Below are 14,482 nucleotides of genomic sequence, written 5' to 3'. Positions count from 1 at the left end.
AGAAAGTCATGGAAAATTGGACAACCGTATGCAGCACCAGCGATCTAACCCCAAACGGGGGAATTTGCGCCAAAGTAGACGATAACCAAGTGGCTATTTTTTACTGCAAGCGCAGCGACACGCTTTATGGGCTCTCTAATTACGACCCTATCGGCAAGGCGAATGTGATGTCACGTGGTATAATTGGTTCATTAAGCGGAGAACCTTACGTGGCCTCACCCTTATACAAGCAGCATTACCACTTAGAAACTGGCGAATGTCTTGAACAGCCTGAGCTCAAGCTCGTGAAATTTGAAGTTCGCAAACAAGGAGAACAAGTTCAAGTTCTCGCACCACTTGCTATCGCCAGTTAACTAAACCGCCGACACCATCATGCAAACGCTTATTAGCGTGCGCAATTTCGGCACAGGGTTTATGCACATTAAAAGCGTTCTAAGTTCGGAAGTAACGCAGGTGCACAAACCGGGTAATTTTCCAGATTTAAAGGATTTAAACCATGGATAACACTAAATTTTCGCTGCTTTCATTTACGGGTAAGATGAAGGTCTTACACCTAAGCTGGATGGCCTTTTTCATTACCTTTGTTGTGTGGTTCAACTTTGCCCCACTACTGCAAATGGTAAAAACTACGCTTGGTCTTTCTACTGAAGAGATCAAAACCCTCCTGATCCTCAACGTTGCATTGACCATTCCGGCACGTGTCGCAATAGGCATGCTAACCGATAGATACGGCCCAAGGTTGGTTTACTCTTCGCTACTCGCGGTCTGTTCTATCCCTTGTTTCATGTTTGCTCTGGCAGACTCTTTCATTCAAGCAGCAATCGCTCGTTTCCTACTGGGCTTCATTGGTGCAGGTTTCGTTGTCGGTATTCGTCTTGTGTCTGAATGGTTCCCACACAACGAACTGGGTACTGCAGAAGGTATTTACGGCGGCTGGGGTAACTTCGGTTCAGCAGCAGCAGCGTTCACACTTCCAACTCTCGCTCTAGCGTTTGGTGGTGAAGACGGCTGGCGTTATGCGGTTGGTATTACTGGCGTAATGAGCTTAGCGTTCTCGTTTATCTTCTACAAAAACGTGTCAGATACACCAAAAGGTTCAACTTACTTCAAGCCTGCTCAAGTAACAGCGATGGAAGTGACATCAAAGGGTGACTTTTTCTTCCTACTTATTATGAAGATCCCTATGTATGCCGCTTTAGCGCTACTGACTTGGAAGCTATCACCAAGCAACATCAACATGTTATCTGACATGGCGGTTTACTCTGTGTATGCAGGTTTGGCTGCGCTTTACGTGTACGAAGTGTCGCAAGTTTGGAAAGTAAACAAGAACGTATTTAAAGAAGAAGTACCAGAGATTCACCAATACAAATTCAAGCAAGTGGCGGTACTTAACGTATTGTACTTCGCGACATTTGGTTCTGAACTGGCTGTGGTTTCTATGCTGCCACTGTTCTTCTCTGAAACCTTTGAATTAACACCGGTTCTTGCAGGTATGGTTGCATCGGCTTATGCCTTTATGAACCTAATGTCTCGCCCAGGTGGTGGTTGGATTTCAGATAAATTCGGTCGTAAACCAACACTGCTTATTCTAACGATTGGCCTTGCGGTGGGTTACTTCGCAATGGGTCAAGTCGACAGCACATGGCCTGTATGGCTAGCAGTTGTCGCGGCGATGGCGTGTTCTTTCTTCGTGCAAGCGGGTGAAGGTGCGGTATTCGCAACGGTTCCTCTAATCAAGCGTCGTATGACAGGTCAAATTGCTGGTATGACGGGTGCTTACGGCAACGTGGGTGCGGTAGTTTACCTAACTGTGTTGTCATTCGTGAGCTACCAAACCTTCTTCTTAGTGATTGCTGCAACAGCGGTACTTGGCTTTGTGACTCTGCTGTTCATGGAAGAGCCTAACGGTCAAATCGCCGAAGTAAACGACGACGGCAGTGTCACGCTGATTAATGTTTCAAGCTAGGGTCTGTACTAAGAAGCATTGATATTATTGAATCGGGAGAGGCACCTTAGCGGATACATCAATGCTAGGTGCTTCGTTCAAAGGCTCTAAGTTCACTAGGGCTTTTGTTCTTCCTAGGATGTTCTGTCAAGGAAGCGGGAAGAAGAGCAGTTAAGAAGAAGACAAGTTATGACAATTTCATTCAGCCAAGGGCAAGTCATCACGCCAGAATCCAACAACCAGTTAACGCTTAAGTTTGGTGGTTATTCGAATCAAGGCGTACGTGATGAAAACCAAGATGCCATCATTGTAAAACACCCTAAAACTCGCGCAGAGCAAGAGTTGAAAGGCAGTGTTGCCTGCATTGCAGACGGAGCAAGTTGTAGTGAACACGGCCAGAAAGCCAGTCACACCAGCGTGATGCAGTTTATCGACGACTATTACGCAACCCCCCAAAGCTGGAGCATTCAACGTTCGGCGCAAAAGGTCTTAACGTCCCTCAATTCTTGGCTCTTCAATACGTCTGTTTCTAATATCCATCCCGCACAACAAGTGAACCACAATGCCCTCGTTTCGACGTTCAGCAGCGTGATATTAAAATCGAACACCGCACATATCTTCCACGTTGGCGACAGTCGCATTTACTTACTCAGAGATGGAGAATTACGCCAACTGACCCGCGACCACACCCGTAAGAATATGGGGCAAAAGCATTATCTAACACGCGCCTTAGGCATGGACAACCAACTCAACGTTGACTATCAAACCCTACCTATAAAGAAAAACGACTGCTTTATCCTGACATCTGATGGCGTGCACGAGTTTGTCTCTCCCAACACCTTCAAGGAACACATCGACAAACCCGGAGCGGATTTCGAATACGCGGCACAAACCATCTGTAACACGGCTTTAAGCCACAATAGCTCGGACAACGTGAGCTGCTTGATTGTGCAAGTCAGCCATCTGCCTAAACCTTCGCTGATTGAGTTCCATGAGAAGCTGGCTAAACGTGCTATCCCACCCCCTTTAAAGCTCGGGCAAAGTATCGACAACTTCATGGTACTTGAGGTGTTGTATGCAGGGTCAAGAAGCCATGTGTATCGTGTAATACAGAAAGATACACAAACCGAGTTCGTGCTGAAAGTCCCTTCCGTTCAATATCACGATAGCCCTTCGCAACTTCGAGCTTTCTTTAATGAACAATGGGCGGGGATCTTGCTGAAAAATAAGAGAGTAATGAAGGTTTACCCGACGCCAGAGAACTCGCAATTCTTATATCAAATCTGCGAATGGGTAGAAGGCATCACCCTAAGACAATGGATGTACGACAATCCAAAGCCGTCACTCAATGAAGTGCGCGACATACTAGAAAAAATCACACAAGGCATTCGAGTATTACAACGTGCAGACATGGTGCACCGAGACTTAAAACCGGAAAACATCATGATTCAACGTGATGGTGAGGTAAAAATCATCGACCTTGGTGCGGTGTTAGTGAGAGGCCTTGAAGAGGGAGAGCTCACCGACAAAGACGACACACCATTAGGCGCGGTCAATTACATAGCGCCAGAGACCATCAAGCACAACAGCGCGACCACCAGCTCAGATCTGTTCTCTATCGCTGTGATCGGCTATGAGATGCTAACCGGTGAATTACCCTACTCTGAAATGACCGCACAATCGCTTAAGCAATCTCGTCACCATCAATGGGAATACCAACCCATCACACAGAAACGAGCTGACTTACCAAGCTGGGTGGATTTGGTATTACAAAAAGCCTGCGCGGAATCACCAAGCGAACGTCATCAAGTGTTGGGGGATTTTGTCGCTGACCTTTACACACCAAACCAAAGCTTGGTGAAAAGCAAAGCCAAGCAACCTTTGATAAACCGAAACCCAATCCAGTTTTGGAAAGTGTTGGCTTTGTTGCTCGGCATTGTTGCCATTGTAGAAATGGGCTTATTACTCAGTGCTAGTTAAAACCAAGTTCGAGTTAATTACAGGTTCGAGTTAATTCCAAGCTCGAGCTAAACGCGAGGCTTCTAGCTAAGCGTAAAATTCGAGCTAGCCACGCTTTACTAAGCTTCTTGGTACTAACTCAATACCCGCTTGGTAACGTTTAGCAGACGCGTTCAAAGCAAGTGCAAAGGCGCTGTCTGCAATCACTTCGAATTGCTGTGGCAATGAATGGACTTTAAAAGGTAAGAAATCCAATAAACGGTTATCACCAAAGGTTGCCAGTTTTACTTGATTAATCAGTTCTGGCTTTTCAACCATCACATCCAACACACCTTCTAGTAAGGTATAAGACATAGTGACAATGGCATCGGGCACTGTGCCTTTGGCAATCCAACCCTCAAAAATCTCACGCCCTGATTCTCTATCAAAGTGCTCACCATAACCCAAAACCGTCGGCTTGTTTTCGGTTAGCCCTGTTTGTTGAGTATGTGCTTTATTCGCCGCTTCAAAACCCAACTGACGTTCACGTGAAATGTTCAGATCAGGCAGTGCACCAATCAAACCAACACTATGAATGCTGTCATCAAGAATCGAGTGCGTCAGTTCAAATGCCGCTTCGAAGTCTTCACTGATCACGCAGGCAAAATGTTCATCGTCTAACGGACGGTCAATCGCGATGACTGGTGTGCCTGAGTTTTGCAGTTTCAAGTAGAACTCATTGGCGTCTGGCATAGAGCTCGCCACCAGCAAGGCATCGATACGACGGCTAACAAGCGCTTCCGCAACTTTACGTTCGGTTTCAGCGTCATCATCTGAGCAACCAATCAAAATTTGATAACCCACTTTACGTGAGTTCTGCTCTATCAATTTTGCTAAACGCGCGTAACTGCTGTTTTCCAGATCAGGAATAATCAAACCAAATGAACGGCTATTACCAGCGCGCAACGACGAAGCAGCATGGTCTGGTCGGTAGTTATACTCTTCCACGACTGCCATTACTTTCTGCTGAGTCTTTTCACTGATTCTGTATTTCTGCGCCTTGCCATTAATAACATAGCTGGCTGTCGTTTTCGACACACCGGCTAGTTTGGCAATCTCATCTAGTGTCATATGGGTGACCTGTATTTTGTGCGTAGGATCATATAACCAATCTTCTGATCCTTGGATTAGTTGAATTATATGCTGAATCGATTCAGTATAAAAGCTGAAAGGATTCAGCAAAATCTGAAAAGTGACTTCAATCATCCTTTTGAATGGATTGAGCGTCATTTGTCGTGATTCAGCTTCTTGTTGTTAACGAAACTGAAATTACGACACGCAGCAAAACTATTTTGAAAACCAAAATCGGCTTTGCTGAATTTTTTTACACTGAATGCTGAACCGATTCAGCTAATATAAAACAAAGAGTTAAGCAACAAGTTAAGCTCCATGAATCTTGCTCTAGACTGAATCGTAGCGATACACAAATTCTCAAGCGATACGCTAAAGAGGCACCATGCTTAAATTATCAAAATCTGACATCACTCTAGGCCAAACTGCCGAAGACAAATTCAAAGCAATCCAAAACATTGCTGGCGACCTGACAGCTAAAGGTTTAGTTGACTCTGGTTACGTTGAAGGAATGCTGAACCGTGAAAACCAGAACTCTACGTTCCTAGGTAACGGCATCGCGATTCCTCACGGAACGACGGATACTCGTGGCCTAGTAAAAGAGACAGGCGTTGCAGTACACCACTTCCCTGAAGGTATTGATTGGGCAGACGGCAACCGTGTTTACGTTGCGATTGGTATTGCAGCTAAATCAGACGAGCACTTGGGCATTCTTAAGCAACTAACGAAAGTGCTAGCGGCTGACGGTGTTGAAGAGAAATTAAAGCAAGCGAAATCAGAAGACGAAATCATCGCCCTACTTAACGGCGAAGTTCAACTAGAAGCCGACCTAGACGCTTCTTTAGTTCAGCTACTGTTCCCTGCGAGCGACATGATTCAAATGTCTGCAGTTGCGGGTGGCCTACTTAAGAACACAGGTTGCACAGACAACGCATTCGTTGCTGACCTAGTAACAAAAACACCAACTCACCTAGGCCAAGGCCTGTGGTTGTTGGGCAGCGACAAAGGCGTAACACGCACTGGCGTATCTTTCGTTTCAACAGCGAACCATTGTGAATACGAAGGCACACCAGTTAAAGCATTGGTGGCATTCGCAGCTTGCAACAGCGCGCACCAATCTATTCTGGCAAACCTAAGCAAGATGGTTTTCGAAGGTAAACAGCAACAACTGTTAACCGCTGACGCAGCGCAAGTGATTGGTCTTCTGAAAGGTGAAGCGGTTTCTACAGCCTCTCAAGACGATGACAACTGCGCAGTATTCAAAATCAAAAACGCACACGGCCTACACGCTCGTCCGGGTGCAATGCTAGTTGCTGAAGCGAAGAAGTTTGAATCAACGATCCGCGTTTCAAACCTAGATGGCGACGGAAAAGAAGTGAACGCGAAGAGCTTGATGAAAGTCATCGCGCTTGGCGTTAAACACGGCCACCAGCTTCAGTTTGTTGCTGAAGGTGAAGATGCAGCACAAGCACTTGAATCGATTGGTAAAGCTATCGCTTCAGGCCTTGGCGAAGGTTAAGGAATCGATATGTCTGATAAACAAGTCAAAGCCGTTACTGTAACGCTTAACCCTGCTCTAGACCTGACAGGCGCTATCGACGCACTAAATGTAGGTTCAGTTAGCCTAGTAAACAAAGGCTCTCTGCATGCAGCGGGCAAAGGCGTAAACGTCGCAAAAGTGCTTTCAGAGCTTGGCGCGAAAGTGACCGTAACAGGTTTCCTTGGTCGCAATAACGAAGAAGCGTTCTGCCAACTGTTTGAACAGATGGGCGCAACTGACCGCTTCATCCGTGTTGATGGCGCAACTCGCATCAACGTAAAACTGGTTGAAAACTCAGGCCAAGTAAGCGACATCAACTTCCCAGGTGTTCCTGTTGATGCTGACGCGATTAAAGCGTTCGAAGAAACCCTATTAGAACTTGCTGAAACGCACGATTACTTCGTGATTGCAGGCAGCTTGCCACAAGGTATCTCTCCTGAGCTTTGCGCTTCTTGGGTTCAACGCTTACACGATTTAGGCAAGAAGGTGCTATTTGATAGCAGCCGTGACGCACTTAAAGCCGGTATCAATGCACAGCCTTGGTTGATCAAACCAAACGATGAAGAGCTGTCTCAGCTGTTCAACGCTGAACTCACTACACGTGACCAATGCCAACACGCGGGCCAAGCCCTAAATGAAAAAGGTATTGAGAACATCGTGGTGTCACTTGGCGCAGAAGGCGTGATGTGGCTTAACCAAGGTGAATGGTTACATGCTCAACCGCCGCGTATGCAAGTAGTGAGCACAGTAGGTGCAGGCGACACCTTAGTTGCTGGCCTATGTTGGGGTCACATGCAACAGATGCCAAAACCAGAACTTATTAAATTCGCAACCGCCCTATCTGCTCTAGCAGTTTCACAGGTAGGCGTGGGCATCACCAGCCAACAAGAGCTGGATTCAGTACTACAAAATATCCAATTACAGTCGCTTAGTGCTCCAACTAGCCAGTTAGACACAAGCAAATAGGACAAAAGGTTTATTATGAATATTACCATTATCACAGCTTGCCCAAGTGGCGTAGCAAACAGCATCATCGCCGCGGGCTTGTTAGAGCAAGCGACAAAAGCACTGGGTTGGAACGCCGCTATTGAATGTCAATCAAGCGTGCTACCTGACTCAACCGTATCGCAAGACACTATCGACAGCAGCGACGTTGTGGTTATCGCAGCCAACACCAACGTTGATAAAGCGCGCTTTGTCGGCAAGAAAGTGTACCAAGCGGCTATCTCTGAATGCACTGCAGATGCAAAAGCGTTTCTAGAGAAAGCGGTAGTAGAAGCAACAGTACTAGACGCTTCTCAAGTTGAAAGCACTGTTGAAGTGACCGGTACCTCTCCAAACTCTTCTACAACAGCAAGCACAGGCAGCAAGAAGATCGTAGCGATTACGGCTTGCCCAACGGGTGTTGCACATACCTTTATGGCAGCTGAAGCGCTTGAAGCAGAAGGCAAACGCCTAGGTCACCAAATCAAAGTGGAAACTCGCGGCTCTGTAGGTGCGAAAAACCAACTGACAGACCAAGAAATCGCAGACGCTGATCTAGTTATCATCGCAGCAGACATCGACGTTCCTCTGGATCGTTTTAACGGCAAAGCGCTGTACAAAACTACAACAAGCCCTGCTTTGAAGAAAACAAAGCAAGAGATGGAAAAAGCATTCGCAGAAGCTAAACCATACCAACACACTGCTTCTTCAAATTCAGCACCTGCTGACGAGAAGAAAGGCGTGTACAAGCACCTAATGACGGGTGTTTCTCACATGCTTCCAGTGGTAGTTGCAGGTGGTTTGATCATTGCTCTTTCTTTCGTATTCGGTATCGAAGCGTTTAAAGAAGAAGGCACGCTGGCCGCTGCACTGATGACTATCGGTGGTGGCTCTGCATTCGCTCTGATGATTCCTGTTCTTGCTGGTTTCATTGCATTCTCAATTGCTGACCGTCCGGGTCTGGCTCCAGGTCTAATCGGCGGTATGCTGGCTAGCTCAACGGGCGCAGGTTTCCTAGGTGGTATCGCAGCAGGTTTCATTGCAGGTTACGCAGCGAAATTCATTGCCGACAAGGTTCAACTTCCACAATCCATGGAAGCCCTCAAGCCAATCCTGATCATTCCGTTTATCGCGAGTTTGTTCACTGGTCTTGTGATGGTTTACATCGTGGGTGGCCCTGTTTCTGGCGTGATGAGCGCAATGACAACTTTCCTAAACAACATGGGAACGTCTAATGCGATTCTTCTGGGTGTGATTCTAGGCGCAATGATGTGTTTCGACCTTGGTGGTCCGGTAAACAAAGCAGCTTACACATTCGGTGTTGGTCTATTGGCTTCGCAAACTTACGCACCAATGGCAGCAATCATGGCAGCAGGTATGGTTCCAGCTCTAGGTATGGGCCTTGCGACTTTCCTAGTGAAAGACAAGTTTGAAGCAGGCGAGCGTGAAGCGGGTAAAGCATCATTCGTTCTTGGCCTATGTTTCATCTCTGAAGGTGCAATCCCATTCGCAGCGAAAGATCCAATGCGTGTTATCCCAGCTTGTATGGCAGGTGGCGCACTAACTGGCGCTCTATCAATGATGTTTGGCGCACAGCTAATGGCTCCACACGGCGGCTTGTTCGTACTACTAATTCCTGGTGCTATCTCTCCAGTGCTTATGTACCTAGTGGCGATTGCAGCAGGTACGGCAGTAACAGGCTTTGGTTACGCGGCTCTTAAAAAGATGAGTGACTCTAAGGTAACTGCAGAGGCTTAATCCCCCTACTCTGGTTAACGGTTCAGCCCGATAACCAGAGGCTCTTGATAACCGGTTTCTTGGTAAAACGGCTCCTTAAAACAAAGGCTCCTCATTTGAGGAGCCTTTTTATTGTTCATGTATTTTCCGGTCGGAATGAGTTAAGTGCAATATTGGTATATTTGATTAGCTAGTAAGCGTTTCTTCAAAGACACCCAATTCACGACCAAGCCAGATCGCTCGTACTGTGTGATCCAAAGTTTCTTCACCGCCAGTTACAGGGTGAATAAGCACCGACATATCACCGCGTTCTTGCTCAAGCCATTCAACAATGCCCGACTCTTTGTTCGCAAAGTGAATCTCAAACATTGGCATCTTATGTGGACCAACCAAACGCTGTATTAATGGGAAAACCTCTAATACATCTTTACGTTCCGCTAAAATTTTCTGACGCAGTGTTTCTGCTTGCTCTGCAAATCGCAGAGGGAAATAGATATGACCGTGGTACATGGCACCATCCTTTAGAATTATGATGCGAACAGTTTAACCTGCTTTCTCTAGCAAGGACAGTCAACCAATGGCAGCCGAAGTATTAAACATCATGTAGAAGACTGATCTAGCTGAAATTTCTAGAGCATTCCAACAAAAACGCCACACGTAGTTTCAGTGTGGCGTTTGTTTTTAAGCTATAAAATGCTTTAGCAATAATTAGCGTTAGTAAATTGAATCAACATTCAAAGGACTGTTGTTTGGTTTCTCTAGTTTTAATTGTTCAACCGCACTAAGACCTTTAGAGCTAATTCCGCCACTATAAGACTTCGTGCCATCAGCATTAGTCATGGACGTTTCGCCCACGTTCCAAACTTCAAAGAAGTCACTTAAGTCATAGTTTGAAACATAAGAAGCGCACACCATCATTAGGTCTCCACCAGAAAGCCCAGTCTCGCTAGCACTACAATAGTTCGTATTCGAGTCGCCTTCTCTATCACCTCGAGCTTTACGGTGCATAAGTTTGGAACATGTTCCAGCCTTCATCTTCACCATACACATCAGATTGGCTTGCGCCGCGTGTATACCAATCATCAATTGCAAAGTTCGATTTTGCCCAGATTTTTAGCTGACCAAACACAACTAATCGTAAACCTGCATCACCATGTGACCACGCATGTTCATTATTAAGCTCTAGCCATTTAGGTGCTTTCTTAATATCCGATTTAATACGATCCATTTCAGGGTTTGCATTGCGCCCCTCTAACTCCTGCATATACAACGCAAGAAGGTTATTGGTCACTTCTGTACTACCAGCCGCAAGGAAAGGAGCTGATGCTAAGTTGTGACCAACTTCATGCCACAACAACCAATCGTTCACAGGGTTGGTTGGAATGTATGTCCGATTTGCGTTAAAGCTTGAATTCATCACTGGGTAGCCAGAGTGAGCAGCGCCAATCGAAATCTGCACGTCATTCACAAAACGATGGCGGAACGCATTCAGTTCTGGATAAGTGAACCTACGGTGTAAACCAGTGCTTTGTTTCTCATCACGCCCGTAGAAGTCACTTGCCGCTTCAGCGAATCGATTCATATCTGTTGCGAATTGGTTCAAATCAGCGGATTCTAGATTCCTGATTGGTGTAGTGTAAATAAATGAACCCGTATCGATTTCTGCAATTGGTGCGTCTGCCGATTGAATAGTGTTAATCCACTGTCCCTCTTTCCACCAAGCCGCTTTTAACGCGCCATCAATGCTAAACGAGACTTCACCAAGCTCTTTTACTTTCGGTTGAATGTAAATAAGGCCACCATATGGAACCTTGAAAGTTAAGCTCGAACCATTGTAGTCAAAGCTGGTTTGCATACGTGGAGGGCGTTTCAAACTCGTTTCGTGATTCGGCTTACCTGTAAGATCATCCGCGATCATCACAGTAATCGTAGCTGCCACGCCATCTTGAATGGTTACTTCTTGTAATTGAGGTGCCCACAGACCTGTCGATTGATTGTTTCCTGCCGAATACGTCACCGCTTTACCGTTGGTCTGAACCATTACCGTACTTGACGAAGATGCCCCCGAAGTTCGACCCGGATACATTGTGGTATCAACAACGATTTCATGATCCCAGAATGAGCGCCCCAACATAATACGAGTCAGAGGTTTCTCCATGTAATTTAATGGATAGCTAGGATTCAACTGCCCAGATAACTCACCTTCGCCATGAATCATTCCATTAGCGACTAACGACGCTTTTAGGTCAACAGGACACTGTGCATCCATTGTGTCTGTTTGATGTAAGTCTTCGGTATAACAGTTAAGGAACTGAACAGCCTGCTTGAACCCCAACTCATCTTGTATTTCTGTTTCAAAATGGTATGCGTTGTCATTCCACATCCAAACAGACAGGTTATCAAACGCTTGATTCAATTCGCTGTTAGACAGACGCTTACCTTTAGTGCCCTTCGTGCGATAGTAAATCTCGTGCTCGTAAAGCGCTGTAAAGTTAGAACCCAAGTTTGCTGCTTTCACCATACTGTCGACAACGGTTTTACTCACTTCATAGCGGTCGAAATCGGCTCTATGATAAGCACCACGAACAGTGATGCCGTCTCCAGAACGAGTCTCTATACAGTTAAATTCGTATTCATACTCGTTCTTACAAAGCTCAGTGCTAACGAATGCCGACTGCAGTTCTTTGATTGCCGCTTCACGCTCTTCTGCCGATTCAACAAAGATACGTGCGGATTTTGTCTCCATGACTGGTACGCCAGACTCATCAAGCACTGGTTTCCCTTCAGCGTCTAACTTAGTAACCTCATAAGTCGGGATCTCAAACTTAATCTTGGACTCATCTTTGATCCACTCAACCGTACCATCTTGATTTACCGTGAATGGAGGTTCTCCTTGGTTATCTTGAAAACGCTCAAGAACCACCATTTCCTTTTCGCTCTTCACGTGAAGATTTGGATACGGCGCTTGGCAATAATAAGAGCTACCGCAGAAAGCTTGGTTTGTCGGCGTAACGTTTTCACCACCTAGTGAAACACCAGCGGCATCCGCCAAGCGTCCAATAGGTTCAGGGTTTGTCGTTTGAATCGCATCCATAAACAAGATATTGCCACCGTTATTAACATAGTTGATAAGAGCGGTAATATCGTCTTGGCTTAAGTTCGGGTTATCCAAGTCAGCAACAAACTGGTTAGTCATACCATCTTGAACCAACTTAGGGGGATATGCCTGAAGGATCAAAATCGGCGTAGTGCTCATATCCAAACCATCAAAGTCACCTGAACCACGCTTTTCTACTGATGCAAAACCATACTGAGGACTAACAAAAAACGTGTACTGCTTACCCATTGTGGAGTGGTGATAAGCCGAATAGGCTTGGTCAATATTGGTCACTGCATTCATCCCAGCAATAGGCAAACCATTATTGAACCACTCAAACAAGTTCGAGAAAAACAACCTCATGCTGCCTTGGTCATCATGTAGTAGGTTTTCAAACGTCGAAACAGTGCACTGTTGTTTGTTGCTGTCGATATGTAATGTGCGATTAGCCCAATAATTCTCTGGGCATGACAGAATACTTGGATATAAGCCATTGCCCATGAACACGACCTTACCTTTGCCTATCTCGCCTGCAGTAACGAATGGGAAACCATAAGTCGCGTTGTCTTCAGAGACTAAAGGAATCGGAGGCATCGAGATGCTTGGGTGTTGTGCGATGTAAGGCTTACCTTCACGAGTCCAAGCCTGTTGCTCACCAAAGTAAAGCTCACGGTTTTTATCAGTTCTTGGCATCACCACAGGGAATGCTCTGTTCGATATGTTCAGAGCTCGCATACCACGGGTATACCCCGTCGCACCGTAAAAGCTACCATTGTCATTGAAGACATGGAATTTGGTGACGTTGTGGAAGATTTGCTGCAGAGACTCTGTTACATACTGACCAGAATCCATAGATAAAACGGCAGGTTGACGAACATAATCCATAAACTGAGGCGTTTGGCGCAGCTGCTCATCAATGACTGCCGTTAACCCTTGGCTAAACTGACCAACAAACTCATTAGGAAGTTCGAAGTCTGTACCCTCTATCAGCCCCCCATTTGGCAGAGTTAGGTTGATCAACTCATTTATAACGTTAGGGTAATGAAAAGGTATCTTGGACTTCTTCAGATATCTCATAATAACTTACATGATCAACCGCATAGCGCTCTAGTAATGACTGGATATTCGCTTTCTCAACCATATTATTGGTCACATCAGACAATTTATAAGCAACCTGATTACCCGTAATGGAGCCAAACTCAAACGTATCAATACCAAAAACGATTCTGTCGCCCCACAGGTACTCAAAGACCCCCTCTTCATCCGTCACGCCCGTCGCGTTAGCCGAAAAGAAACTGATCCCAGAAATCGGCGTACCATTAGCGTCTGTAAGCTTACTGCGAGTTAACACCTTACCTTCAACACTTGGCTTATAAGCATAGGTAGACTCCGCGTCTGCAGAAACAAAACCAGCGTTAAGGTTATTGTCCGCATTAGGGTCAACCGCAGGAACAACAGTTGTGTCTACGTGTGAACTAGGAGCCTTACCTACTTCATCTGTAGACTCCTCTTCTTTCGATGAAAAGTACGCATCGACAGCATCTTGATCATCAAGCTGCGAGAACACATCCTCAATATCAAAAGCATCCAGCTCTTTTAGACAGATAGCACTTTCAGTCTCACAAACATCAATTGATTCGAGTACCTTGGTAACGTTGTCTCCATGTAATTCTGTCAACTCAAATGCCGCATGAAGCGCATCATTTGAAATCGTGCTTTCTGTGACTTCGGGGAAAGGAGCCGTGAAATCACCTAAAGTAAGGTGACCCAAGGTACAACTAAAACTCACGCCTTGTTTTACACTGAACGTTCCGTTTTCAAGATGAATGCCGTCACAGTACACATCTCCAGAAACAAACGCCCCGCTCGACAACAGTGAACCGATGTAAGTTGTTGGGGGAATAATATCTGTTGGTGGAATAATGTCAGTCGGCGGAAGAATATCCGTTGGTGGAACAATATCTGTCGGAGGAAGAATGTCCGTTGGTGGTACAATATCTGTTGGAGGAGCCGTATCAGGGCCACCACTATAGCTTAGTGAGTCGTGATTACACCCTAAAAGAGCCGTGGATATGATAGCCAACGCAATTAAGTTTTTTTTCATTGAGCG

The 14,482-nt window shown here is 45.8% G+C and carries 8 protein-coding genes and 1 pseudogene; 6 read left to right on the top strand and 3 right to left on the bottom strand.

Features of this window, described 5'->3' with window-relative positions; all coding sequences use genetic code 11:
- The first annotated feature begins 8 nt into the window (after positions 1 to 8).
- The 3 genes from nirD (at position 9) to AB6E51_RS04250 (ending at position 3,925) form a co-directional block, all read left to right on the top strand.
- Positions 9 to 353, top strand: a complete 345-nt coding sequence (gene nirD / locus AB6E51_RS04260) for a nitrite reductase small subunit NirD (protein WP_012600889.1) — start codon at positions 9 to 11, stop codon at positions 351 to 353.
- Between the two features lie 143 nt (positions 354 to 496).
- On the top strand, positions 497 to 1,966 hold the full coding sequence (locus AB6E51_RS04255) for a NarK family nitrate/nitrite MFS transporter (RefSeq protein ID WP_017060867.1): 1,470 nt from the start codon (positions 497 to 499) through the stop codon (positions 1,964 to 1,966).
- Between the two features lie 168 nt (positions 1,967 to 2,134).
- Positions 2,135 to 3,925, top strand: coding sequence for a bifunctional protein-serine/threonine kinase/phosphatase (locus tag AB6E51_RS04250; protein ID WP_102428325.1), 1,791 nt, complete (start codon positions 2,135 to 2,137; stop codon positions 3,923 to 3,925).
- 84 nt (positions 3,926 to 4,009) lie between these two features.
- On the opposite strand, the gene cra is transcribed toward AB6E51_RS04250, so the two are convergent.
- On the bottom strand, positions 4,010 to 5,014 hold the full coding sequence (gene cra / locus AB6E51_RS04245) for a catabolite repressor/activator (protein WP_065584604.1): 1,005 nt from the start codon (positions 5,012 to 5,014) through the stop codon (positions 4,010 to 4,012).
- Positions 5,015 to 5,399: 385 nt separating this feature from the next.
- Here cra and fruB point away from each other — a divergent pair, with 385 nt between their 5' ends.
- The 3 genes from fruB to fruA are packed head-to-tail and all read left to right on the top strand — an operon-like array spanning position 5,400 to position 9,296.
- Positions 5,400 to 6,533, top strand: coding sequence for a fused PTS fructose transporter subunit IIA/HPr protein (gene fruB / locus AB6E51_RS04240; protein ID WP_048608700.1), 1,134 nt, complete (start codon positions 5,400 to 5,402; stop codon positions 6,531 to 6,533).
- Positions 6,534 to 6,542: 9 nt separating this feature from the next.
- Positions 6,543 to 7,520: a 1-phosphofructokinase gene (gene pfkB / locus AB6E51_RS04235; RefSeq protein ID WP_372058264.1), complete on the top strand. Its 978-nt coding sequence runs from the start codon at positions 6,543 to 6,545 to the stop codon at positions 7,518 to 7,520.
- Positions 7,521 to 7,535: 15 nt separating this feature from the next.
- Positions 7,536 to 9,296 (top strand): PTS fructose transporter subunit IIBC, encoded by a 1,761-nt coding sequence (gene fruA / locus AB6E51_RS04230; protein ID WP_372058265.1) that lies wholly within the window; start codon positions 7,536 to 7,538, stop codon positions 9,294 to 9,296.
- A 165-nt stretch (positions 9,297 to 9,461) separates the two neighbouring features.
- Here the strand turns inward: fruA and AB6E51_RS04225 are convergent, their stop codons facing one another.
- Together AB6E51_RS04225 and AB6E51_RS04220 are read right to left on the bottom strand one after the other, a co-directional pair.
- Positions 9,462 to 9,785, bottom strand: a complete 324-nt coding sequence (locus tag AB6E51_RS04225) for a DOPA 4,5-dioxygenase family protein (protein WP_017060873.1) — start codon at positions 9,783 to 9,785, stop codon at positions 9,462 to 9,464.
- Between the two features lie 204 nt (positions 9,786 to 9,989).
- Positions 9,990 to 14,476, bottom strand: a pseudogene (locus AB6E51_RS04220) (SslE/AcfD family lipoprotein zinc metalloprotease).
- Between the last annotated feature and the right edge of the window lie 6 nt (positions 14,477 to 14,482).

It is taken from the genome of Vibrio sp. 10N.247.311.47, assembly GCF_041467535.1.
GTDB classification, from domain to species: Bacteria; Pseudomonadota; Gammaproteobacteria; order Enterobacterales; family Vibrionaceae; genus Vibrio; species Vibrio crassostreae_C.
The sequence above is the reverse complement of the archived record's forward strand: the minus strand, read 5'-3'. Positions and strand labels throughout refer to the sequence as shown.